20 protein-coding genes and 2 pseudogenes are annotated in these 22315 nt (G+C 62.0%); 15 read left to right on the top strand and 7 right to left on the bottom strand.

Features of this window, described 5'->3' with window-relative positions:
• Positions 1 to 232 precede the first annotated feature (232 nt).
• Positions 233 to 3778 carry a class I SAM-dependent DNA methyltransferase gene (locus Mschef_RS16895; RefSeq protein WP_081130385.1) on the bottom strand — a complete coding sequence of 1182 codons (3546 nt, stop codon included), beginning with the start codon at positions 3776 to 3778 and terminating at the stop codon, positions 233 to 235.
• A gap of 994 nt (positions 3779 to 4772) precedes the next feature.
• Between Mschef_RS16895 and Mschef_RS16890 the strand changes: the two genes are divergently transcribed.
• The 4 genes from Mschef_RS16890 to Mschef_RS16875 all read left to right on the top strand — a co-directional run bounded on the left by Mschef_RS16890 (position 4773) and on the right by Mschef_RS16875 (position 7910).
• Positions 4773 to 5927 carry a Shedu immune nuclease family protein gene (locus Mschef_RS16890; protein ID WP_081130420.1) on the top strand — a complete coding sequence of 385 codons (1155 nt, stop codon included), beginning with the start codon at positions 4773 to 4775 and terminating at the stop codon, positions 5925 to 5927.
• A gap of 196 nt (positions 5928 to 6123) precedes the next feature.
• Entirely contained in the window at positions 6124 to 6816 is a 693-nt protein-coding gene (locus Mschef_RS16885) for a DHHA1 domain-containing protein (protein ID WP_168708930.1), read from the top strand.
• Between the two features lie 27 nt (positions 6817 to 6843).
• Positions 6844 to 7173: a hypothetical protein gene (locus tag Mschef_RS16880; protein ID WP_081130383.1), complete on the top strand. Its 330-nt coding sequence runs from the start codon at positions 6844 to 6846 to the stop codon at positions 7171 to 7173.
• A 74-nt stretch (positions 7174 to 7247) separates the two neighbouring features.
• On the top strand, positions 7248 to 7910 hold the full coding sequence (locus Mschef_RS16875; protein ID WP_176212487.1) for an HD-GYP domain-containing protein: 663 nt from the start codon (positions 7248 to 7250) through the stop codon (positions 7908 to 7910).
• 12 nt (positions 7911 to 7922) lie between these two features.
• Here Mschef_RS16875 and Mschef_RS16870 read toward each other — a convergent pair whose 3' ends face one another.
• The 5 genes from Mschef_RS16870 to Mschef_RS16850 form a co-directional block, all read right to left on the bottom strand.
• Positions 7923 to 8510 carry a hypothetical protein gene (locus Mschef_RS16870; RefSeq protein WP_136256629.1) on the bottom strand — a complete coding sequence of 196 codons (588 nt, stop codon included), beginning with the start codon at positions 8508 to 8510 and terminating at the stop codon, positions 7923 to 7925.
• A gap of 192 nt (positions 8511 to 8702) precedes the next feature.
• A complete protein-coding gene (locus Mschef_RS18510) occupies positions 8703 to 9092 on the bottom strand; it encodes a zinc ribbon domain-containing protein (RefSeq protein ID WP_176212486.1) in 390 nt (129 codons plus the stop codon).
• A 112-nt stretch (positions 9093 to 9204) separates the two neighbouring features.
• Complete coding sequence (locus tag Mschef_RS16860) at positions 9205 to 9744, bottom strand: PH domain-containing protein (RefSeq protein WP_168708827.1); 540 nt, start codon at positions 9742 to 9744, stop codon at positions 9205 to 9207.
• 195 nt (positions 9745 to 9939) lie between these two features.
• Positions 9940 to 10983: a hypothetical protein gene (locus Mschef_RS16855; RefSeq protein WP_081130379.1), complete on the bottom strand. Its 1044-nt coding sequence runs from the start codon at positions 10981 to 10983 to the stop codon at positions 9940 to 9942.
• Positions 10973 to 11266: a hypothetical protein gene (locus Mschef_RS16850; RefSeq protein ID WP_081130378.1), complete on the bottom strand. Its 294-nt coding sequence runs from the start codon at positions 11264 to 11266 to the stop codon at positions 10973 to 10975. The genes Mschef_RS16855 and Mschef_RS16850 overlap by 11 nt, the downstream gene beginning before the upstream one ends.
• 317 nt (positions 11267 to 11583) lie before the next feature.
• On the opposite strand from Mschef_RS16850, the gene Mschef_RS16845 reads away from it, so the two are divergent.
• From Mschef_RS16845 to Mschef_RS16810, 8 genes are all read left to right on the top strand, one after another.
• Positions 11584 to 11925, top strand: coding sequence for an HU family DNA-binding protein (locus Mschef_RS16845; RefSeq protein WP_339325999.1), 342 nt, complete (start codon positions 11584 to 11586; stop codon positions 11923 to 11925).
• A 37-nt stretch (positions 11926 to 11962) separates the two neighbouring features.
• The gene (locus Mschef_RS16840) at positions 11963 to 13972 is read left to right on the top strand and encodes a DEAD/DEAH box helicase (RefSeq protein WP_081130376.1); all 2010 of its coding nucleotides are present in this window, start codon (positions 11963 to 11965) and stop codon (positions 13970 to 13972) included.
• Positions 13969 to 14985 (top strand): S49 family peptidase, encoded by a 1017-nt coding sequence (locus Mschef_RS16835; RefSeq protein ID WP_081130375.1) that lies wholly within the window; start codon positions 13969 to 13971, stop codon positions 14983 to 14985. The genes Mschef_RS16840 and Mschef_RS16835 overlap by 4 nt, the downstream gene beginning before the upstream one ends.
• 306 nt (positions 14986 to 15291) lie before the next feature.
• A complete protein-coding gene (locus Mschef_RS16830) occupies positions 15292 to 15795 on the top strand; it encodes a hypothetical protein (RefSeq protein WP_081130374.1) in 504 nt (167 codons plus the stop codon).
• Entirely contained in the window at positions 15792 to 16076 is a 285-nt protein-coding gene (locus Mschef_RS16825) for a hypothetical protein (RefSeq protein ID WP_136256243.1), read from the top strand. The genes Mschef_RS16830 and Mschef_RS16825 overlap by 4 nt, the downstream gene beginning before the upstream one ends.
• 315 nt (positions 16077 to 16391) lie before the next feature.
• The gene (locus tag Mschef_RS16820) at positions 16392 to 16631 is read left to right on the top strand and encodes a hypothetical protein (RefSeq protein WP_081130372.1); all 240 of its coding nucleotides are present in this window, start codon (positions 16392 to 16394) and stop codon (positions 16629 to 16631) included.
• Between the two features lie 71 nt (positions 16632 to 16702).
• Complete coding sequence (locus Mschef_RS16815) at positions 16703 to 16972, top strand: hypothetical protein (RefSeq protein ID WP_081130371.1); 270 nt, start codon at positions 16703 to 16705, stop codon at positions 16970 to 16972.
• A gap of 626 nt (positions 16973 to 17598) precedes the next feature.
• A complete protein-coding gene (locus Mschef_RS16810; RefSeq protein WP_081130370.1) occupies positions 17599 to 17817 on the top strand; it encodes a hypothetical protein in 219 nt (72 codons plus the stop codon).
• Between the two features lie 449 nt (positions 17818 to 18266).
• Here Mschef_RS16810 and Mschef_RS16795 read toward each other — a convergent pair whose 3' ends face one another.
• Complete coding sequence (locus Mschef_RS16795; RefSeq protein WP_081130367.1) at positions 18267 to 18446, bottom strand: hypothetical protein; 180 nt, start codon at positions 18444 to 18446, stop codon at positions 18267 to 18269.
• A gap of 169 nt (positions 18447 to 18615) precedes the next feature.
• On the opposite strand from Mschef_RS16795, the pseudogene Mschef_RS16790 reads away from it, so the two are divergent.
• The 3 genes and pseudogenes from Mschef_RS16790 to Mschef_RS16780 all read left to right on the top strand — a co-directional run.
• Positions 18616 to 19575: pseudogene (locus Mschef_RS16790) on the top strand (ribonucleotide reductase N-terminal alpha domain-containing protein); the annotation flags it as partial.
• 276 nt (positions 19576 to 19851) lie between these two features.
• A pseudogene (locus tag Mschef_RS16785) lies at positions 19852 to 21030 on the top strand (adenosylcobalamin-dependent ribonucleoside-diphosphate reductase); the annotation flags it as partial.
• A gap of 46 nt (positions 21031 to 21076) precedes the next feature.
• Positions 21077 to 22201 (top strand): hypothetical protein, encoded by a 1125-nt coding sequence (locus Mschef_RS16780; protein ID WP_136256244.1) that lies wholly within the window; start codon positions 21077 to 21079, stop codon positions 22199 to 22201.
• Positions 22202 to 22315 lie beyond the last annotated feature (114 nt).

Genomic DNA, 22315 nt, shown 5'->3' with positions numbered 1-22315 from the left:
GTCTGCTTTGGGCCGCACGGTGCCTCTCGGCCCCGCCAGTTGCAACGTCTCCTTTGTTCTGTTCGGTTCGCTGTCAGTTGCACGCGGTTAAGTCTGACACGGCTGCGCGGCCTTCGCTGGCCAGCTGTTCAGGCCAACAATATAGCCAGCGTGGCGGTCAGGTCCTGCGAGAATCCGCAACAATAAAGTCTCAGGGACAGAGCACACCGGCTAAGCGTTTGGAATTCGCCACTCAGACGGCCCCATATCGATCTGTTTCACGACGAACGCGACCGATGGCCACCAACATGTCAAGAATCCTGGGCAGACGTTCGCGCCAGCGGCCTCGTGCAGTGAACAGCGCAGCGAGTTCGGCTTCGGTCAGCGGGACGCGGGTGGCCGACAGCGCATCGGCTACGGCCTTGACCTGATCGGTCAGCTCTCGCGGCCACTGTTGCTTCTTCGCCACTGCGACGGGTGTGACGATCTCGCCCTCGGCGCCGGTTTCAATTTCGACCTGCTGCGGCGCGGCGGCCTCCGGTTTTTGGAATTCCGGCCGTAGCCAACGCACTAGGCCGCGCTGCTCCTCGGCTGCGCGCTCGGCGTTCAACGCCACCAAGCGTTCCAGCAGGATTTCGTCGAGCGCACGCGCGGCCTCGGTGCGTCGCGCCACTTCGCGTGCGCGTACCTCAGCGGCCGTGGCGCTCACGTCAGCATCGTCGCCATGCGCGGTGCCGTTGACGATTTGCTGCAGCGGCGCAAGATCGCTCCAGCCATAGGTATCAAGCGCGGCGAGGTCGATTTCGTCGTGGATCTGTTTCAGCACCGAGACCAGGCCCTGTTCGTGGATGGTGCGCTCCTTGGCCGTCAGCGTTTCGCCGGCACGCAGCTTGTCCAGCACGTTGTACATGCCGGTCAGGGTGAGGTCGGGGTGCGCAGCCAGTTGGCGCTTGCGGTGCGCGTCGAGTTGTTCGCCGAGTTCGCGCAAGCGTTGCTTCTGCGCGTCACTGGCGGTGGGAAATGGAAACGTCTCGAAGCAGCGGGTCTTGTTGTAAACAGGGCGATCTTCGAGTGTGCCTCCGGCAGCCAAAGCCCACGCTCTGTGCGCATTTGAGGAGAGTACGCCAAGGAACGCTGGATCCTGCTCACCAAAACAGATCAAACGGTGGTCGGCTAGCACGTCGGCCGATATGAACAGGAAAAAATGGTGCTTGCTTGTCTCGACGGTCACAACATATCGAGACAGGCCGTTTGTGATGGCGCGAAGTGTGGGGCGCGGTCTGCCAAACAGCCACCATTGTTCACGAAATCCGGTGTCCCGATTGGCGTCGCGCTCAGGCTTCACGCGCCGCAAGATCCACTGATAGATCTCGGGGTAGCGAGAACGCACCCGCCCGGCGTCGAGACCATACAAGTCGATAACCAGCGCGTCGCGCGGGGTCTGCGTCAGATCGCGCCCGTTGCGATATTCGCGGATGTGCTGTTCGAGTCCGGGTATGCGTCCGAGCCCAAGGCAGCGGGCTTCCTCACGCGAGACGATGAAGCCGGAGCCAGCGAGCATGACTCCCATCGATGTGATGCCCTCGTTCGCCCGCAGCGGTCCCGCGCTTGCGACGTTGGCGCCGACGGTGAGATCGGCATGGATCACGCCGCAGCGACTGGCGAGATCGACAGCGATTTCGTCGCTTCCAAGCTCGCGTTCGGAGGTCACGGTCAACAGCCGACCTTCGTGCGTGCCCGCAGTACCCACGGTCATCGCGATGCGCACGGCGGCACCGTCGACACTGTCCACCCAAGGGTGATCGGGAATGGCGAACACCAGAGACAACGCCGGCTGTGCCCGCATGGCTCGCTCGACCAGACGGCGGTTGAAGATCTGGCGCAGGCTGTTGGTGGTGATCAGGCCGAAGCGGCGCAGCGCACCGGCGCGGCTGAGGTCGGCGGCGGGATGCCACCAGTACATGACGAAGTCAGCCGACTCGGGCACTACGGGCCAGGCCGCACGCAGGGCCTCGACATAGCCGTCGCCCAGTGCGAGGCGCATGCGCTCGCCCTTGCCAAGAAAAGGCGGGTTGCCGACCACGAAGTCCGCCGCCGGCCATGCTGCCTTGCGTGGGCTCACATAACGCTCCAACGGCACGCGCGCAGTGTCGTCTGGCACCGGCAAGCCGGTGACAGGCGAGAGTTTGGTGGTGTGGCCGTCCCAGCGCGTGAGCGGGCGGCCATGCTCGTCGGTGACGTACTCGACGCGGTCGTAGGCCAGCACCGCATCTCGATGTTCGATGTTGCGAAAGTCCTTGAGCACAGGTGGCGGAGGCATCACGTCGCCGCGGGTGCGGAAGTGCCACTGCAGGTAGCCGATCCACAGCACCAGCTCGGCGATGGCAGCGGCGCGCGGATTGATCTCGAGGCCCAACAACTGGTGCGGATCGACCGTCTCGCCGCCGAAGGGGTCGGCACGCGTGGCGTCCAGGGCTAGGCCGGCCTGACGCAGGCCGCCGTGCTGGCGCTGGGGATCGAGTTCGTCGAAGGCGTTGAGTACCTCGCCCTCGAGGCGCTTGAGGTGTTCCAGCGTCACGTAGAGGAAGTTGCCCGATCCGCAGGCGGGGTCGAGCACGCGCACCTCGCACAGCGCGTGGTGGAAGCGCTTGATCTCGGCCAGCGCGCCGTCAATGTTGCCCTCAGCGATCAGGGTCAGCGCCGCGGCCTGCGTAGTCTTCCAGTCCTCGCGCAGCGGTTCGATGACGGTCGGCAGTACCAGCCGCTCGACATAGGTGCGAGGCGTGTAGTGCGCACCCAGCGCGTGACGCTGTTCGGGCTCCAGCGCTCGTTCGAGCAGGGTGCCGAAGATGGCCGGCTCGACCAGCCGCCAGTCGGCGCGCGCAGCCTCGATCAGGCGCTCGATCTGCGCGCGTTCCAGCGCCAGCACCTCGGGCTGCTTGAACAGCTTGCCATTGAAGCGCAGAAGCTCGGCGCGGATGGCGACGGAGAACGCGCCGGTGTCCATCGCTCGCCACAACTCGCCCACCATGGGCACGAACTGCATGGGCTGATCGCGCAGCGCCTCGAGCAAGTCGCGGAACGAGCGCGGCGGGATCAGAGCTACATCTTCTGCGAACATGGTGAACAGGCAACGGGTGAGAAAGCCGGCTACAGCCTCGGGGCGATGCCCGGCCTGCTCCAGCTCGCGCGCCAGCAATGCCAAGTGACTAGCGATCTCACGGGTAACGCGCGCCGACTGCCGTGCCGGATCGAGCGTCAGTGGGTCGAGCCAGACCTTGCGCAGGCGCTCACGAATGGCCGCATCGCGCAGGTCTTCGAGGCGGATGCGGTGACTGCGTGGGTCGGGGAAGGGCGTGTAGGTGGCGCCGGAGCGCGAAAATTCGCTGTAGATCTCGATCACGCGACCGACGTCGACCACCAGCAGCAGCGGCGGGCGACCTTCGTCGGCAGGCAGGGCGCGGGCGTATCCTTCGGCCTGCGAGCGAGCACGCAACATGCGGTCGTCGTAGCGCCGTTCGCCGGTCTCGCGCACGTCCTTGGCTTCGAGCACAAAGCTGCCGCGGCGATAGAGGTCGATGTAGCCGTAAGACTCCGTGCCGTCGCCATGGCGAAACACCACGCGGCGCTCGTAGACGTAGGCGTTATCGCGGTCGTCGTCGAGCGCGGGTTCGGGCCGCGGCACGTCGAGCAGCTGAGCCAGCTCGCCTAAGAACAGCTGATAGTTGGCGCGCTCACGGCCGCTGGCGCGCTGCCAGCGGTCGATGAATTGGTCGATGGCGCCAGCGTGATCGTTCATATGCCCCTTCGCTCTGGGGCCAGTGTAGGCGAGGGATGGGAGCGATGCAGCGTTCAGAGATCTTGACTGAGTAGCACCCGACGGCGAACAGTTTTCGGAGACCGGTATCGTGGTGAGAGCTATCGGGCTTACTGTCTGCGCTCGTGGCGCTTGATCCCGGGTGTCTGGTGACCTTTGGACTGTTGCGCGGTAGCTCAAGAAGCGGCCACATGGGCAACTTACGCGCCGAACACGGTAGGGGTGGCCATTTTCAGAAACAGACAGGCGGCCTATGATCCCCCCGACGCCATCCGGTTTTCAGTAGCACCAAAATTTCAAAGTGAGGCACTATCCCTCAACGACGTCGGAAATTTCTTACCTGCAAATCCGGTGTTGGATTACTGACCACCCAGCGCAGCCGTGGCTATTCTTTCGCCATCGTCCAGGCCAACGCGTCTCCCGCGGGAGCGCCGAGTCACCACTCATCAAGCGCCGACGTTCGGAGGGCCCCATTACGGGGCCTTTCGTCATTGGGCACGAGCAGCGCTCCCCCGGCCATTTGCGCCAGTACTTGCAGCATCCCGGTATCCTTGTGGGAGAACTCCGGCGGGACAGCGATGGCAAGAGTACGCAAGACGTTCGACAGCGTCCGGGCATCTCGTGACGGCCACGAATTCCATGAGGCGTGGGTAGCGCGAAAGTGCCTTGGGCTGCTGTTACCTAAGGACGATCTCGTCGGCATCGCGATTGAGGGGTTTGCCCACGAGGATCAGGCAGGCGTCTCGGCGGAAGGAAACGAGATCGCCGACGCGGTGTTGTACTTTGGCCGGCGACCAGCCATCACTCAAGCTCGTCGCGTGGTGGTCGTCCAGGTGAAGTATTCCAAGGCCGCCGAAGTAAAACCGTTTCGCGCGGCAGACGCCAAGAAGACAATCGGAAAGTTTGCTCGGACTTACAGAGAGGGTAGGCTAAGGCGCGAGTGCGCGGCATCGCGTCGACCGCGCCGGAGAGCCCGATGGAGGACAGCTACCAAGACCCCAAGCCGGGCAAGACCTACGTCAGCCCGAGTTTAAAGGCCTTCGGCAACTCGAACCGGCGCGTACGCATAGCGACCAAGGCACTGGAGCAGCCCGAGACGTATGCCTTCGCGCAGATCAAGGGCGAATTGGTGCTGCGCCACCACGAGGATGCGAAGACCTGCATCACGGCCAAGTTCTTCGAAGACGACCGCGGCATTTTCGTACTCACGTTCCAGGGCTACACCGTCGCCACCGAAAAGCCGCACAACGCCAGCTTCTCGTTTGTCGGCGACGAGATTGGGCAGCTCGTTGAATTCCTGAACCATATTCAGGCAATGCCGCTTTCCAGTGGCGCGCCGCTGAAGATAACGGACGAGGCCCTGCGTCGCGTGGTTTTGTCCAACGCCCAGGCGCAGGCAATGGTTCAAGACAACCAGGCGCTGTTCGCCGAGATCGTGCGCTCTGCGGTGACAAAGGAAGATTTGATCGCGGTGGGTTACCGGAAGCGCGAGCTTGATCGGTTCCGGCGCTTGCTGGAAGAGCCGGACTGCTTCGATCAGGTCAAGGCAAAGTATGAGTTGACCGACGAGGCCGTCTGGCAGCGCTTCTTCGAGAAGAACCCGTGGATCTTCGGCTACGGGTTGACCTACCTGCCGCTGTCGGGACTGGACGATAAGAAGCTTGAGCAGGTGGTCCACGGTCACTCGGTGGCCGGACCGGGCAAGCGCGCCGACGCCTTGCTCAAAACGCGCGGCGTGATCTCGAGCTTGTGCTTTGTCGAGATCAAGACCCATCGCACAGCGCTGCTCGGAGCGCGCCCTTACCGTCCGGGGTGCTGGGCGCCCTCGGTCGAGCTGGCCGGGGGCGTGGCGCAAGTGCAGACATCGGTGGCGCTGGCGGCCGACACTATCCGCACCAAGCTGGTCGGCAAGAATCCGCTGGGCGAACCCACCGGTGAAAAAGCCTTCAACTACGCACCCACTTCCTTTCTGGTTATCGGCCGACTGGATGAGTTCGTGGGCGAGCACGGGGTGAATGAGGAGAAGTTCCGCGCTTTCGAGTTGTTTCGGCGCCACACCCACCACCCAGACGTGCTTACCTTTGATGAGTTGTACGCGCGGGCGAAATTCATCGTCGACCAGTACGCGTAATTCCGCCTACTGGGGCACGGGGCCGACATTGAGTGAATCTCAGAAGTACCGAGGTGGCGTCCCCAGACATGGGGCGCAGCGCGCTCCCGTCAGGCCGAGTCCGGCGAGGTAGAGCCGGCAAATCGCGTCCACTTTCCGGAGTGGCTGTCGCCCGCTAGCATGCTTCGAAAGTCGAGATGAAAGCATGCCACACCCCATGATTTCGCCACTGAGGCTCGTTTTACGACACTCGAAGTACGAACGGGTTCTTATTAGGTTCATCGCGAGCAAGCTGGTAGAGCGGTATGGCGTGCCGGCCATCTGTCTCTCGGTGTCGGAAGAGGGCGAGGGCTGCATGACCGGGTCGGTCCGATCGGTGGAGGGTGTCCACATCAAGGCGGTTCTGGATCGGATCGCCGGCAAACACCCGGAGATCGGTCTGCGCTATGGCGGGCATGCGATGGCGGCGGGCGTGCGCATGCCTCTGGCGCAGGTGGCGGCGTTTGATCTGGCCTGGCAGGAGGCTGTCGGCGCGGCCATGGTCGGCGTCGAGCGTCCGTGGGACCTGCACGACGGCAGTCTCGCCGGGCTTGATCCGCGGAAGGTCCTGGCGGAAGTCGAAGCACTGGAGCCGTTCGGCAAGGGTTTCCCGTCGCCGGTCTTCTGTGATCAGGCCGTCATCGAGCGGTGCCAGCCGATGAAGCCGGACAGTCCGCATCTGACCCTGCACGTCACCTTCAAGCCCCCGGCGTGCGTGCGGGTGGTGTGGTTCAACGGGGCCGCGTCGGCGGCCACCCTGGGTTTGCGCCCGGGCCAGCGGGTCGAGCTGATGTACGAGCTGGCGCGCAGTGACTATGCGATGGGGCCGGGGTACGACCGGCTGGTGCGCGATGTGGCGGTCATGGCATGAATGGGCGCAGGCGAGGATGATTCAGGCATGGACCCGATCGAGCATCCGCGCATGCAGGTCATCAAAGTGAAGATCCCGGAGGGCGTCGCGTTTGCCGACCTTCGGGTGGCCCGTGACGCCGACGGGCATGTCAGTTTCACGGTCGATCCACTACAGCGCATTTGCGAGGCATCCGGCATCGACATGGACACCGTGATGGCTTCGGAGGACAGCGCCGTGGCCTTCATCTTAGGGTGGTATCGCGCGCATCTGGCCTGCGGTTACGCGCCTGAACCGACGGTCGAAGACCTTCGTGCGGAGGCGGAGGCCGAAGATCGCTACGGCGGCGGGATCTCCTATCCGCCGGGGTCTGGCTGACCCGGTTTGGCGGGCAGGATGGGGGTACAGGCGAAGCGCCGCCCTCGGATGGCATGGGACGTGCTTCGGGGTGCATGGCGCCGCGCGGGGACAGGCTGGGGATGAATTGTGAACGTCATGACTGGAAACGAGCAATCCGGGAGATTCATGGCTCGGACGCCTGTCGCATCGATGGCGCGACCTTGCGGCTCGTCTGCGTTCTGCTCGCGCGTGAATTGGATTTGGTCGACTACGAAGTCCTCGACCACGGCGCGCGCGTCGCCCATATCGCGGTCCAGCTCGGACGGGCGACGCGGCGGCTGGACGATGCGCAGCTGCATGGCCTTCACCTGGCTGGGCTGTACCACGATCTCGGCAAGCTCAAGCTGCCGAAAGCCACGGTCAACAAGCCGGGACCGCTGGACATTGACGAATGGAAGGTGATCCGGCGGCACCCGGAGATCGGACAGGCGATGGTCGGGCAGATACCGGCGCTAGTGGACGCGCACAGCGTGGCAGAAGCAGTTCGGCATCACCATGAAGCCTGGGACGGGCGCGGCTATCCGGCGGGCCTGGTGGGTCACGGTATTCCGTTGCGCGCGCGCATTCTCGCCGTGGCGGACACCTGGGATGCGCTGCGGACCCGTCGCGCGTACAAGGAACCGCATGCCCTGGAACACGCGATGGAAGTCATGAAGAACGAAGCGGGGCGTCGACTCGATCCGGATCTGGTCGATCTGCTGCTCAGTGCGCTGTGACGGGCGATCGCCTCACAGCAGCAGTGCGACGCCGCGGGGGGACGCCGTGGCGCACATCGCCTCCACCACCTGGTCCATCCGCTCCTTCTCCACGGCACGCATCTGCTGCGCCACGTGCAGGACGACATCCAGCGCATAGCGCGCCCGGGACGTCGTGTACGCTTCGACCCAGCCATCGTCCAGACTGAGGTTGCCATACAAGAACGCGTGCGGAAGGGCATCGGCCATCCGCCGAGGAAGGGGGACACCGATGTCGTTGAAAAAGGACACGACACCTTCGCCAGTGGCCGGGCCGCCGGCTTCCACCGTCCGGCAGAACGGCCGGATGCGATCGATCGTGTCGCCGGCCAAGGCGCCGTTGCGGTAGCGCTGCACGACATGCTCGACGATGGCCCGGGCCGCGTCGTCATACGCCAGGTCGCGGGCCTCTGTGCGGTGCATGAAGGGCATTGGAAGCGGTTCGCCTTCGACCGCGGCGACCTTCAACAAGTGGCGGTCCACGATGCGCTGCACGACCACCCGGCGGCTTTTTCGAGTGAATGTCGTGCCGGCAGCAATGCGTGCAGGGAAGGTCGGGGTGTCACGGCGCGGTGTGCTCATGGTCAGAATCCAGCGGGAGGCCGTCGATGACGATACGCGCACGGGCGGATGCGGCAAGGGCATCGTCGGAGCAGCGCGGATCGTATCGGCTCGGGCGTGCCGTGCCGGCGCGGGCCGGCGTGACGGGGTCGTCACGTCATGCGTCTTCATCCGCAGCCGGAGGGATCCCAGCACCAGTCATTCCTCCGAGTCTCACGCCCCGCCCTTGCCGTCGGTTCCAGACCGGCGCTTCGGGCGGTTCGGCGCACAGCGCCTGGCGACACGTTCGCGGTTCAGCGACCGGCGGTGCTGCGGCAGCGCGATGACCTGCGCTTCCGCCACCGCGCCGAGATCTCCCCGCGCGTTGATTCCCCCGCTCATCGGGGTATTTGAAGCGATCAAGCGCAGACCTTCGCGCTCGATATTGATGGCCGCGTTGTCGTCGCGGTCGTGCTCAATGTCGCAGGCTGGACAGGTCCAGCGGCGCTGGTGGAGCTGCAGCGCGTTGTTGACCGCTCCGCACACCGAGCAGGTCTTGCTCGATGGGTACCAGCGATCGACCACACTGAGCTGGCGCCCGGCCCAGCGGGCCTTGTCCCCCAAGGGGACTTCCTTCGGGGCGTAGTCGATCTGGCGCCTGAGTTCCCCCAAAATAACACACGGGGACCGCCGCGCAAGGGGTACCGCGCCGGGCCGGAGGTCGGTTTCCGAGCCGCTATTTTCCGACCGTGATCTCACGGATCCCGGTGCTACGACGGATCGCTGTCGCCGCGCCGGTGAGTTGTTCGCGCAGTTCGGCCCCGTTACGCACGCCAACCAAGATCTCGCGTGGGTGATACTGGTCGCTGGTGAGGATAACCAGCGAACCGATGCCAAGGAGTTCCTGCCACCAGCTCTGCATGAAATTCACATCCTGAATGCGGAAAAGTTCGAGGCTCTTGATGCTGCGGCCAACAAACCCATGGCGCATCGTCAAGCGTTTCGAGTCCAGCGTGTAGCGTGTGAAGGTCACCGAGATCGCGTGCGTGAAGACGCCAAGGATCACCAGCGCACTCGCGATGATCTCGCACCACCAGAGCGTGTGCGCATACGTCGGGAAGAGACGCATGGACTGGACACCGGCGAAAATGATCAGGATGAAAGCAAGTCCATGCGCCGCGTAATAAGGCGCATAGATAGCCTGTGAAGGGCTGATGTCGAATACCGACTCGGATGCGCCGTTCTCGAGTTCCGTTTCTGAAATAGGACTGGCCATACCAGACACCTTCTGCATTCATTGAATATCAGCGTAGCACACCGGTGGAGGGGCAAAATAAAACCGGAGCGCCTATAGTGGCCGCCCCGGTTGGTACTTCGCGCAACGTCAGAACGAAGCCGAAGCTACTGCTGCGCATCGTAACTTCATGCACTCATCGAACGCGAAGGCATGGCCTTGAGTTCTCTAACTGTGTTACGCCGCTTTGGATGCGAAATGCGGTGTTTCAGTGATGGCACAAAAGCCACGCCGAGCGAGCGCGTTGACAGCCACGATGCAGTCGGCTTCAACTGCGTCGCCAACCGAAAAATCGGCGGTGGTGCGGCCCTTCATGCGCAGCTTGTCGAACACCCGATACCAGTCATCCCTGTGCCAGGGCGCTTGGAGTTCGGCTACATCAACGAGTCTACACCGCAGGTGACTTCCTGTCGGCGCAGGGTGAGGCAATGAGGCCATTGCAGAACAAACCTCGCGGATCACCTCTTCGCCGCGACCTTCCAAGGTTTCCGCCGGTTGCGCATAACGCTTGATGAGATCCTGCTTGATCGAGTAGTCCCATCCAATCAAAGGACTGCAGGTCACATCACTCGTAAAGCAGATGCGCTCAAAGCCATCAAGACAATACCAATGCAGCGCGGGCACGTGCATGCTTGCAAGAGCAAACGACGGATCCGGGTGAGCGAGTTCAGGATGGACCGTGCCGTCGTCGATCGGTTGCAGATCGACCCGCCAAGGCGCCAGATGAGTACCCGAGGTATCCCCGATCACCGTTTCGGCCAGCGGGATGTTCTCGCCAAGTCGGAAGCACACGTTGCGGCCCTGCGCCAAGTCATCGGCGAAAGCGGCAAAGCCGGCATTCCGCATCCGTTGCAGCAACGCATCGACCTGCGCCTGTTCATCCAGACAGTAGAGTCCAGGGAGCGAACGATCCGCGTGGATCGTGAGCGTCTGGTCCACCAGTTGAGTCGGATTCCTGAAAGCGTGCTTCCACGAAGCCAAGTATTCGGCGGGATCGAATTCACGGCGGTTCGCGCTCAGCAGCATGCCGGATGCTACAGACGATACCGCTTTGAAGATCCATTCCATGCAGGCTTCGTATGAACCGAACGCACCGATCGATTCACGTGCCCGGCCGGGGCCGTCCTTGACATCATAGTGGCGCTCGATTGCCGCATACAGCACACCGGCATCGTGCGGGAATGCCGCTACGCGGCGGCTCAGGCTGACATCAGCACTCATGCTTCACCTCCGGAGCGAGCCGCTTCAGCGCGTGCGCGCGGATGTCCACCGGCAGGTCATGCAGCTTGATCTGCTTGCCAAGGTGAGAACCGGGGGCTCCGGTTGTGAACTGACTCACGCCCTGGGGATGCCACGGCACCGGATGGCCGCTGAGACTCAGGCACGGACGCAAGTAGCGATGCGGGGTTATCTTCCTGGCCTGCGCGTCCCACTCCTTGTCGCGCGGAAAGATGGTGTAGCGATCGAGGGTTGCGCCCTCGTTGTCATAGACCATGTATTTCATGGCGTGATCCTCAGAAATCCCGGAATCGCTCCGGGTAGCGAAGCAGGCGCAAGGGCCTGGATCGGGTAGAGGACCGCAGCACGTGCGGCACCGCTTGCGCATGCTCTCGGGTGGCAAGCGCATGCGCAAACGGTCGCAGGAACACAACAAGACGCACAGGGTGCGCCGACGTACAGCGATGGACGCCATCGGCGTCCTGAAGATCTCACCCGGAATCGGTCGGGGATACCGGCTACGTATGCAGCAGCGCAAACCTACAGCAACCGCGCAGGTCTTTCAAGCCACAAGGGGAGCTCGTAAACGCCTCTCAGAGGAGTATTCCTCCCCAGTCACAGCATGAACCTCGCATAGGATTCGTCACAGTATCGGCCGCAACCAAGACCATGGATTACAAAAGCCTGATCACACGGATCGAAGGGATGACAGACCTGCATCCCCAGCTCATTCGCAAAGTCATCGATGCGCTCTCGATCGCATGCGCCTCAGAGCTACGCAATGGTGCGCCAATCGCCATCGGCGACCTGGGGACGCTTTGCGTCATGGAGCAAGTTCAGCATGGTCGCCGCATGACAAAGACACAAAGCTACGTGTTGCAGCCATCCAATGTGACCAGCAAAAGACTCAAGTCACGCAACATCATCCTTTCGGTCGTGAAGTAGAGCTTGCGCCAGCGCAAACTGGTGCTTGAATCTGGGCATGAGCGCAGTCCTCGAAGCCAACCGACAATCGGCCGATCAAGACCCGAAGGCTGCGCCGAACGGCGGACCCGTCACCGACAGTCCTCTCGGCAGGCTTGCGGATTGGGGCTTGCGCGAGCCATGGCACGTTGCACTCCTGCTTCCAGTCGGCTTTGACGATTTTCGAGTCATCGCCAACGACGCGGAGAGTTTTGAGGATGGCGCGCAGATGAATATCACCGCGATGGTGCGTTCGCGTCCATCTACACGATTCGATGGTGGGCGCACACCGCGGACCATGTTTGACGTGCGCATGCACGATGGCACCGATGTCACCCTCACATGGTTTGGTGATGTCCGCAGCAAGATCGGCAAGATCGTTCAAGGTCAGGCCATTTCGGTGTCAGGACAGCTACGGGCGTTCAAAGGCCGTTGGTATCTTGCCGCGAGCGCGCCAATAGAGAGCGCATGGATCGGGCGGTGCCGGCCACGGTACCCGGGCAGCAAGACGATCAATCCAGACCTGGTGCGCATGCGCGTGATGACGATGCTGCGCCGCCATCTGGACGTCGCGGCAGCGCGCATCCTGGACAACCTCCAGGATCTTGCGGACGAGGCCGAGGTACTCGGGGCCGCCAAAGCGCCAGCGGGCATCGACACACTGCAGAGACTGATCGTCCGTGCGCACTGCCCGATGGATCCTGGCACCGGTGAGGCGGCGATCGCCGCGATGGAGCGTATCGCGGCGATGATCACGGTGCGCAATCTGCTTGAGCAGCATCAAGGGCAGCAGGGCCAACCGCGCGATCCTCTGGCGTTGGACCTGAAAGGGGTGGTCAAGCAATGGCCGTTCCCGCCAACGGCATCCCAGTGGCAATCCATCCTCAAGATGGAAGAAGTTTTCTCGAGACCCAAGGCCAGCATGATGCTGCTCAGCGGCGACGTCGGATCGGGAAAGACGCTCTGCTACCTGACGCTCGCCGTGGCGGTGGCCAGGCAAGGCGGCACGGTGGCGATCATGTTGCCCAACGCCGTGCTGGCCGAGCAGGTGTACGAGACCGCTACGGCCCATTTCCAGGATGTGCCTGCGGCGCTTGTCACCGGGGGCATGAAGCAGGCAGCAGCCGAAGGCACTTGCATCCTGATCGGAACCACGGCGCTGCTTTCTCGGCAGCAACACCGGCAGTACGAACTGGTGATCTCCGATGAACAGCAAAAGCTCGGTGCCGAGCAGAGGCGAGCATTGCTCAAGGAGCAGACCCACATCCTGGATGTGACGGCAACCGCGATCCCGAGGACGCTGGCGCTGGCCAGATTCGGCGTGATCGAAACGCACCACCTGCAGCAGGGGCACGCCGCCAAAGCGATCAAGACACAGGTGTGGATGCCGGATCAGATGCGGCAACTCTACGCGCAGGTGCGCGAGACCATCGCCGCCGGCGACCGTGTGCTGGTGGTTTACCCGGCGATTGACCGCGGCACACGGCAAACCGCGTTGCGCAACATCGAAGACGCGCGGGAGAAATGGGAAGCGGCTTTCCCTGGGCGGGTGCGCATCCTCAACGGGCGCCTTGCCGAAACGGAACTCTCGGAAAACCTGCATGCCATCATCAACGACGAGGCCTCGATTGGCATCTGCACCAGCGTCATCGAGGTCGGCATCAACATCCCGCGCCTTCGGCGTGTCGTTGTTGTGCATCCCGAGCGCTTCGGTCTGACGACGCTGCATCAGTTCCGCGGGCGACTCGCGCGCGAGGGCGGCGCAGGCAGCTTCGACATGCTGCTGACCAGCAAGCCCAAGGAAAAGACCCTTCAACGGCTGCAGGTCATGGAAAAGACCACAGACGGCTACGAGATCGCCCGCGAGGATCTACGCCTGCGCGGCCCCGGCGAGCTGATGCCAAGCGGCGTCAGACAATCGGGCGGTGCCATGTCGATTCTTTTCCAGCGCGAGATCGACACAGCCAATCTTGAGGGTGCAGAGCCCATTGTCACACGCTGGTTGCAGCGTACCGGAGTAGATCTGTGAACCAGCACGAGCAAGAGCCCAAGCAGCCGGGACATGATCGCCTCGCAGAGGTGCTGGAGCGTCTGGAGCCTTCGCTGAGCAAGGCGCTCGATATCATCGCGCACGAACATCGCAGCGCTGGGCGCTGGGCGCTGATCAAACGAGCCGCCATTGCGGTGTTCGCGCTGCTTGTATTCTTCGTCTGGATCTTCTTCTACGGCAAGGTGCTGGGGTTCCATCCGGAGCCGATCAAGCCAACGGTGGCCGTGGTCGACATCGATGGCGCGATCGGTGGCGCCCATCAGGCCAACGCGCACAATTTGGTGCCGGAAATCGACCAACTATGCGGAGAGCACGAAGTCAAGGCGCTGATCGTCCACATCAACTCGCCCGGCGGCTCGCCGACCGATGCCGAACGCATTGGGGCCGCGCTGCAGCGATGCCGCAAGATGCCAGGCAGTCACAGCAGGAACCAGAAGCCGCAGACCAGGCCGGTGATCGCGGTCATCGACGGCCTGGGCGCCAGCGCGGCGTACCTGATCGCGATCCACGCGCAGAAAATCTACGCGAGCCCGGAATCGATGGTCGGGTCGATCGGCATCATCATCGAGGGGTTCAAGTTCAACAAGCTGCTTTCCAAGGTTGGCGTGGACAACTACACCTACGCGTCGGGTCCGATCAAGGCTGCGCTCTCGCCGTGGCAGCCGGACACGCCAGCGCAGAAAGCGTTTATCGCCAAGCTCGATCATCAGGCATTTGAAGTGTTCAAGATCTCGGTCATCAAACATCGGCCGCATCTTGTGCTGAGCACACCAGGTTTGTGGTCAGGGCGGGTGTGGATGGCTGGGCAGGCCAAGAAACTCGGCTTGATCGATGGCGTGGGCATCCTCGAGAACATCGAGCACGAACAGTTCCCAAAGCTGCAGGTGCACACCTATCAACCGCAACTCAACGTCCGAAACCTGCTCTCGATGTCGACCTGGATACACGCCCTTCGTGCTGAAGCGCAGGAGCACGTCGTTGCGCTTCGTTGACACAGGGGAAGGTGAGCGCTAACGTAGCCCTGCGCCTCGGCGCCGGTAAGCTCCCGATGAGCCTGTTTCCATGATGGTCTGAGAGCGCTCCAGTCCGCTACGCAATGTGGCGGCGCATGTTCCTCAGCGCACCATCGCTTCCTTCTTCCAAAGTTCCTGCGTCCTGCTGAATGCCTTCAGCCGTTTTGCCATGTCCGCCTGCTGCACAGGCCGACGCGGCAAGGCGGTTCGCCGTCGCACGGATCACTCGGAGCATCCGCTCCCAGTCGGCACCAGGGCCGTTTCCTGGATTTCTTGGAGGTACTTATGAATGGCGGCACATTCGTGTTTCTGTTCCTTCTGGTCGCTGTGTCCGGAATCGTTGTCGAGGTCATCAAGGCCATCGGTAACGCCGGCAGCAGCAAAGGCGGTATCGGTAGCGGTCAGCGTCGCAAGGCGCTGAGTGATGCAGATCTCCGAGCGATCGGTGATCTCTTTACCGCCACCATGCCTCAAGAAGTGGTCGACATGACGCCACCCGCTGCAACATCAGCGGAGCCCGTCATGCAGACCACCACCGAAGTCAAGGCAACGTCTTTGGCCACGGTGAAGACCGCCATTGCCACCATGTGGCACGGCGGCGCTCACAACGCGCGTGGACTCGTTCACGCCGTTCGTTGGGCTGAAGAAGATTCTCGGTGGAATCTCCACCGGAAGATCAACAAGAAGTTCGACGCACAGCTCCGCAAGGAGCGCCGGCGTCATGTCGAGGCCAGAAAACTGGCTGATCGGCTCGAAGAAGTCATGCGCCTCGAAGGAGAACTCGCATGAACAACATCAACTTCCCAGTCGGGGTGACATCACCCCACTGGGGGGCTGGTGCGCGCCTTCTGGGTCAATCAACCATAGGAGGTCGCAATGAAGTACAAATTTACGATGCGCGCTATGGCGGACACCATTCGCCGAGACGCAAAATGGATAGCAGCCGCTATCTTCGGATGGGGTGTGTGGCATGGCACCACGATGGCAGCCGCCGCTGCTTCGGCTGGTTACGTTGCATCGTTCGTGGTAGCGTGGGCAATGGACATGCTTGGCGGGAGGAAGTGATATGACCGTGTGGACAATCCTTTTCACCTTTATCGGTGCGATGGCCGGCATGATCCTATTTTTCGTCATCACAAGTTTTGTGACGGAAGCAACGCCAAAAGTCCTGGCCCGCCTGAAGCACAGGTTGCACTGCTAGCCGTAGCCTGCATACGCCTGAACGTCCGGGCCTTAGTCAAGGCCGCGTTGGTGTTTCAGTGAACATCCCCGCACCTACGCGGGAGCGCTTGCCTGTGGCGATCACAGGTATTTCAAGTCGACCCTTCGGGCCACACTGACCCGATGAGGTCTTTGTGTGCATCGTTGGGCCGGGAGGTTCAACCATGAGCACAGTAGCCGTAAGTCTCGCAAGAGCCATCACCACGCCGGCCATCACCGGCATCGAAGCCGAGATCATCGGTTTCGGCAAGCTCGCATCGCGAGCTGAACTGACCGCGGTGGGCACCAAGTATCCCGAGCAGGTGCTTGGGGTCGCGGAGCAGTTTCCTCGGATCACCGACGAACTGCCCGATCTGGTCGCCGCGGCGGCCGAGATGGAGATGCTCAACAGCAGCTTCATCTAGTCCGGCAATCCCAGTGGCGCCTTGCGCGCCACTGGGAACTGTCATCACCCGCAGGAAAGCGGAGAAAACACATGGGCATCCAAGCCCACGAGCGACGCGACGAACTCGAGGAACTGCGCCGCGCGAATCGAATGATGCTGGAAGCCCTGACGGGTGTGGTCTGCGGCGACACAGCCGACCGTCACGTGGCCGAACATCTGTTGGCCGATCTGGCCAGTGACCACAGGGTTGCGAGTCGGATCCACGCCATCATCGAAGACGATAGCCGCGAGCACATGCTCGACGGCAGCCAGATCGTCCTCGATGCGGTTCGCACGACGTTGGGCGTCGAGCACGTCTGACAATCTGAACTATTAGCCGGTCAAGCACCGGAGACCAAACCCAACAGGCCCTTCGCCGGCACGCCATGAGCGTGTCGTGCGAAGCGGCTTGACTCCGGGCTGGATCGTGGATAGGTTAAAGCTGCGCGCAAGCGCCGGTAAGCTCCCGATGAGCCTGTTTCCAAGCGTCATCGACGCATAAAGACCCAGGGCGCCTGGCCCAAGCCTTTTCCGCAGAGAAGGTTGTGGCGAGGCGTTCATACGCACGGGTTTATTGACGCGCCACGCGCGTCTCCGCACCCGATCGGCAATCGGGATTTCCTTTCGCCTTCATGGCGATGTTCCGGCCACCTGGCAGGTGAGTCGGCTATTGATCTGCATCCATTCAAGGGTCCAGAACGAGCCCGTGCGCAATGCGCTTTGGCTCACTAAACCACTGTGGCGCCTGACCGACGGCGACACTGTGGATGGTCTGATCGCGTGCCGCGCGATCGAGATCCGTATGGGCCTGCGGGCCGCTACTGACTCTTTCACCGCCTTGTGCGGTGGCCCATGACGCGACCTGGCTTCCGCCGGGGCACGTCGAAGCGACTGTGCCAAACGGCCGCTTCGACGTGCCCCGGTAGGGGCCATTCAGAGGACGTGTCATGAGCAAGAGCAGCAGCGTCACCCGTGAGGACCTGGAGGCACATCTGGGCCTGACGTCCGATCCTGAGCTGGACGCCGTGGATACGCCTGAAAAGGCGCGTCGATGGCTTCAGCTTTGCGAGCGGAAGCCCGCTTGGGCCCAGCGCTTCCAGCGCGCCTACATCGCAGCCCAACTTACTTTGCTCGCCAGCGGTGACTCCCTGCCTCTGGCGGCTTGAGTGGAGGGCAGCATGAGGTCACGACGTGCGGCTCCGCAGGAAACTGCGGGGCCGCATGATCGCGAGTGGATAACCGCGGTGATGTTGATGCGTGGGCATGCGTGCGTGCGCAGGCATCAGCAGCACGAGACGATTTCTGCGGGCAACCGCGAACCGTAGCTGGACGGCATCCAGCAATTCAGACCCGAGGGCGCACAGATCGCCCGTCGGGCGCATGCGTCCTCATCAGTGGCCCGATGGGCAGGAGGGTTGCATGTTGTCAAGAGACGAAATCAGGGACTTCTTCAAGTTCCTGGATACAGCGAGCGATCATCAGCTCGCGGAACGCCGCAAGCATCTCGAGATCATGGCCGGCCTGTATCCGAGCGATTCGGATGGGCGCAGGGACGCGAGGTATTACATCCGCAGGATTGCGGAAGAGCAGGCGGTCAGGGTCAACGTCGCTTCGGTCAGCGCCGCGTATGCGGCTCGCCGGGCACGACGCTGAGAACAGGCTTCGCAGTCAACCGCTGGATGGCTTCCTCGAACTCGCGCGTAGGTTTCGTCGCAAGACGAAGCAATTCACTCGCGTAGGCATCGAGACCGCCATCGAGGGTTTCAAAGCGGCGGTTGCTGGGTTCGGTCTTCATGGCCACAGCCTAGCGCAATACCGCTTTCCTTCAACCCCACCGGGGCAACACTCCCCGATGGGGGAGCTTTGCCTCTGGTGGGTGATTGCCCTTTCCGGGGCACACCCAAGCCTCGATGTCATCGGGGTTTCGGTGTGCCCCGGTTGGGGCGCACTACAGGAGCAGAGCAATGCACGTACAACACCAGCAGAAGATCAAAGCCCGGCTGGAACTTCCATTGCAACCCGCATCGGAAGACATCTGGGACAAGAAGTACCGTCTCAAGGATCTCGATGGCGTTCCGGTCGATACCACCGTGCACGACAGCTACGTTCGTGTGGCTCGCGCACTGGCGGACGTCGAACGCGAAAACCGCCGAGAACCGACGTTCAAAGCGTTCCTTTGGGCGCTCGAGAATGGGGCCACACCGGCCGGACGGATCATGAGCAACGCTGGGGCATCGGCGTACAAGCCGAAGACCTCGACGATCAACTGCACCGTCAGCGAGACCATCCATGACTCCATGGATGACATCCTGGCGAAGGCGCACCAGGCCGGCCTCACGCTGAAAAGTGGCGCTGGCATCGGGTACGACTTCAGCACCCTCCGCCCCAAGGGCGCGATGGTAGCGGGAGCGGGGGCCAGCACCAGCGGCCCGTTGTCCTTCATGGACATCTTCGATCGCGTGTGTGCGACGGTGAGTTCCGCAGGAGCGCGCCGTGGCGCACAGATGGCCACGTTCGACGTGGGCCACCCCGACGCGCGCGACTTCATCCGGTGCAAACGGGAAAACGGCAGGCTGCGCAACTTCAACCTGTCGCTGCTGATCACCGATGACTTCATCAACGCCGTCAAGATGAATGCCGAATGGCCGTTGACGTTTCCTGTTCTGGCCGCCGAAAGGCACAAGCTGGATCTCGACGATCCGACGCAAGTGCTGTGGCGTGAATGGCCGGTCAAGGATGACTACGTCGTGCGAGAGGATGGCCTGGTGGCGTGCCGGATTTACGACACCATCAAGGCGACCAAGCTCTGGAACCAGATCATGTCCAGCACCTATGACTACGCCGAACCAGGTTTCATCCTGATCGATCGCGTCAACGAGCTGAACAACAACTGGTTCTGCGAGCATATCCGAGCCACCAACCCGTAGACCATGCGGCCTTGCGCGAGAGCGTGAGGAAAACTCTCTCTGATCACTTGGAAGCCCGACACGCGGGCGACAGGGCGCAAGCAGGCCGAAAGGCCGTGCAGCGTGATCGACTGAGCGAGAGAGGCCGGCGAAGCCGGTATGCGACAGTCAGACCTCCCCGATAACGTGCGTTCGATGAAAGGGGAGAGGAAGTCCGAAGTGGACTTCCCGCCGGCGAAAGCCGGTCAGTAGGCGAAGCGCGCAACGCGCAGTGCCGAAAGTAACAGCGATGGTGGAGAGCAGCCGCTTCCCCCTGCGGGGAGTTGTCTGCTTGGCTCGGTGAATCTGACAAGGTTCGTGCTCGATCCGTTCACGCCGCAGGCGTCGTTCGATTGGGACAAGTTCCGTGAGGTGGTCGCGATCTTCACGCGCATGCTGGACAACGTGGTCGAGATCAACGGTCTCGTCCTCGAAAGCCAGCAGCGGGAGATCCTTTCCAAGCGGCGTCATGGCATGGGTTTTCTGGGCCTCGGCTCAACGCTGGCGCTGCTTGGCATTCCGTACGGGAGTAAGGCTTCGGCCGAGTTCGCGGCGGATGTGGCCTACGAAATGGCGATCACGGGGTGGAAAGTTGCCCTGGATCTGGCCAAGGAAAAGGGTCCGGCCCCCATCCTTCTGCAAGAGTTCGAAGTCACACAGGAGATGCTGTGCAAGCGTCCGGAAATGGTTGCCGATGGCTACAAGGTCGGCGACAGACTGCATGGACGCATTCTGCATGCGAAGTACAGCCGCTACATGCAGCGCATCGCGTTGCGTGAGCCGGATCTGGTCGAGCAGTTGGCCGAGGTCGGCGCGCGTTTCACGCATCACACTTCGATCGCGCCCACCGGCACGATCGCGCTCTCCTTCGGCAATAACGCCAGCAATGGCGTCGAGCCAAGCTTCGCGCACCTCTACTCACGCAATGTGATCAGAGAGGGGCGCAAGACCAAGGAGAAGGTCGATGTGTGCAGCTTCGAGCTGCTGGCGTACAGGGCACTGGTCAATCCCAATGCCTCGCCGGATGCCAATGATCCGAAGAACAAGCTCCCGAGCTACTTCGTGTCGGCGGATACGGTGGCGCCAAAGCAGCATATCGACGTGCAGGCGGCCGTTCAGATGTGGGTGGATTCCGCGATCTCCAAGACTGTGAATGTCCCAACGGACATCGCGTTCGAAGAGTTCAAAGACGTCTACCTCTATGCAGCGGAGCGTGGGCTGAAGGGATGCACAACGTTCCGATTCAACCCAGAGGCATTCCAGGGCGTGCTTGTTCGAGAGTCGGACCTGGCCAATACGCAGTACGTCTTCACGCTTGAAGACGGCACTGAGGTCCAGGCCAAGGGTAACGACATCATCGAGTACGACGGTGATTCCCACACTGCAGCGAATCTGTACGAAGCGCTGAAGGAAGGGGTCTATGGTCGATTCTGATCCAACCACCAATAGCGGGGCGCAGAGCGCCCCGCAGGAGGGCTTCATGACAATCAAGATCTCGGCGGCGATCAAGTCGTACCGCATCGTGGAGAAGGCCGCAGGAACCATTAAAAAAGGGTTCGCTGCAGTTCAATCTTTCGTTGCGGCCGAAGATCGTCGTCTGACGATTCCCAAGGTTCCCGAGATTTCGGGTGTTCTTCGGTGGGAAAAGCGACCGCGACCACCCGGCGGTAATCCGTCATGGACCTACATGGTGGACGCACCAGGTGGCTCGTTCGCGGTAACCATCGGTCATATCGAGAACGGGCATATGTCGCCGTTCGAGGTGTGGGCGATGGGTGAAGCGCCACGCGGGCTGTCCGCGTTGGCACAGTCGATCAGCATGGACATGCGGACGCTGGACCGGGAGTGGCTGCGGCGCAAGCTCGAGTCCTTGGCCAAGTGCCCAGGCGAGCCGTTCGTGATCACGATGCCCAACGGTATAGAGACACGCGTACCGAGCGCAGTCGCGGCCTTTGCTCGACTTGTTCTGTATCGCTGCGAAGAGTTGGGTGCGTTCTCGGACGAAGGTTCGGAGCACCCACTGATCGACGCACTGATGTCGGCCAAGGAGCCGAAGACGACGGCCGAGGGCACGCTCTCATGGACGGTGGATGTAACCAATCATGGGACGGGCGATGACTTCTGCCTGTTTCTGAAGGAGGCCATGCTTCCGAATGCTCAACGCCGCCCATTCAGTTTGTGGCTGTCAGGCAACTATCCGCGATCGCTCGATGGTTTGTGCAAATCGCTCAGTCTTGACATGCGGATCGTCGATCCGGGATGGATTCTACGCAAGACGGATCAGCTGATCGATGCAGCGGAACCAATGGGTGGCTTCATGGCCCAGGTTCCTGGCGCCGAGAGGTCGGCATGGTATCCATCGACCGTAGCTTACATCGCCGCATTGATCCAGTACCGATTCAAGGTTCTTGGCTACTGCGATGAACACGGCCGGCCGTTAGGGAAGACGGTGCTCTCGGTGATCAATAACCAGGCAATGAAGGAGCGCTCTTCGCAAACAATGCCAAAAGGCAAAGACTGCACGGAATGTGGCGCGGTCGGTTCTGTAGTTGCGTCATCTGGATGCGAACAATGCGCTGTATGCGCGGCATCACGATGTGGTTAACTAACTAACGCACGCAAGAACATTATTCATAAACCCCGGGATCAAACCCGGGGTTTTTTTGGTGCGCCCGGCAGGGCGCACCTGCTTGGAGGTGAAAGTCCTCTACCCTCGTGG

This window comes from Metallibacterium scheffleri, assembly GCF_002077135.1.
GTDB lineage: Bacteria > Pseudomonadota > Gammaproteobacteria > Xanthomonadales > Rhodanobacteraceae > Metallibacterium > Metallibacterium scheffleri.
Note: the sequence above shows the minus strand (reverse complement) of the source record. Positions and strands in the feature narration are given on the sequence as shown.

Excerpts from the sequence above, each read along its gene's own strand:
- Mschef_RS16795 (WP_081130367.1), bottom strand. The coding sequence starts at position 18,446 with ATGAAGACCGAACCCAGCAACCGCCGCTTTGAAACCCTCGATGGCGGT.
- Mschef_RS16855 (WP_081130379.1), bottom strand. The coding sequence starts at position 10,983 with ATGAGTGCTGATGTCAGCCTGAGCCGCCGCGTAGCGGCATTCCCGCAC.
- Mschef_RS16885 (WP_168708930.1), top strand. The coding sequence starts at position 6,124 with ATGATTTCGCCACTGAGGCTCGTTTTACGACACTCGAAGTACGAACGG.
- Mschef_RS16880 (WP_081130383.1), top strand. The coding sequence starts at position 6,844 with ATGGACCCGATCGAGCATCCGCGCATGCAGGTCATCAAAGTGAAGATC.
- Mschef_RS16780 (WP_136256244.1), top strand. The coding sequence starts at position 21,077 with ATGACAATCAAGATCTCGGCGGCGATCAAGTCGTACCGCATCGTGGAG.
- Mschef_RS16840 (WP_081130376.1), top strand. The coding sequence starts at position 11,963 with ATGAGCGCAGTCCTCGAAGCCAACCGACAATCGGCCGATCAAGACCCG.
- Mschef_RS16890 (WP_081130420.1), top strand. The coding sequence starts at position 4,773 with ATGGAGGACAGCTACCAAGACCCCAAGCCGGGCAAGACCTACGTCAGC.
- Mschef_RS16870 (WP_136256629.1), bottom strand. The coding sequence starts at position 8,510 with ATGAGCACACCGCGCCGTGACACCCCGACCTTCCCTGCACGCATTGCT.
- Mschef_RS16825 (WP_136256243.1), top strand. The coding sequence starts at position 15,792 with ATGAACAACATCAACTTCCCAGTCGGGGTGACATCACCCCACTGGGGG.
- Mschef_RS16830 (WP_081130374.1), top strand. The coding sequence starts at position 15,292 with ATGAATGGCGGCACATTCGTGTTTCTGTTCCTTCTGGTCGCTGTGTCC.
- Mschef_RS16875 (WP_176212487.1), top strand. The coding sequence starts at position 7,248 with ATGGCGCCGCGCGGGGACAGGCTGGGGATGAATTGTGAACGTCATGAC.
- Mschef_RS16815 (WP_081130371.1), top strand. The coding sequence starts at position 16,703 with ATGGGCATCCAAGCCCACGAGCGACGCGACGAACTCGAGGAACTGCGC.
- Mschef_RS16850 (WP_081130378.1), bottom strand. The coding sequence starts at position 11,266 with ATGAAATACATGGTCTATGACAACGAGGGCGCAACCCTCGATCGCTAC.
- Mschef_RS16810 (WP_081130370.1), top strand. The coding sequence starts at position 17,599 with ATGAGCAAGAGCAGCAGCGTCACCCGTGAGGACCTGGAGGCACATCTG.
- Mschef_RS16860 (WP_168708827.1), bottom strand. The coding sequence starts at position 9,744 with ATGGCCAGTCCTATTTCAGAAACGGAACTCGAGAACGGCGCATCCGAG.
- Mschef_RS16820 (WP_081130372.1), top strand. The coding sequence starts at position 16,392 with ATGAGCACAGTAGCCGTAAGTCTCGCAAGAGCCATCACCACGCCGGCC.
- Mschef_RS16895 (WP_081130385.1), bottom strand. The coding sequence starts at position 3,778 with ATGAACGATCACGCTGGCGCCATCGACCAATTCATCGACCGCTGGCAG.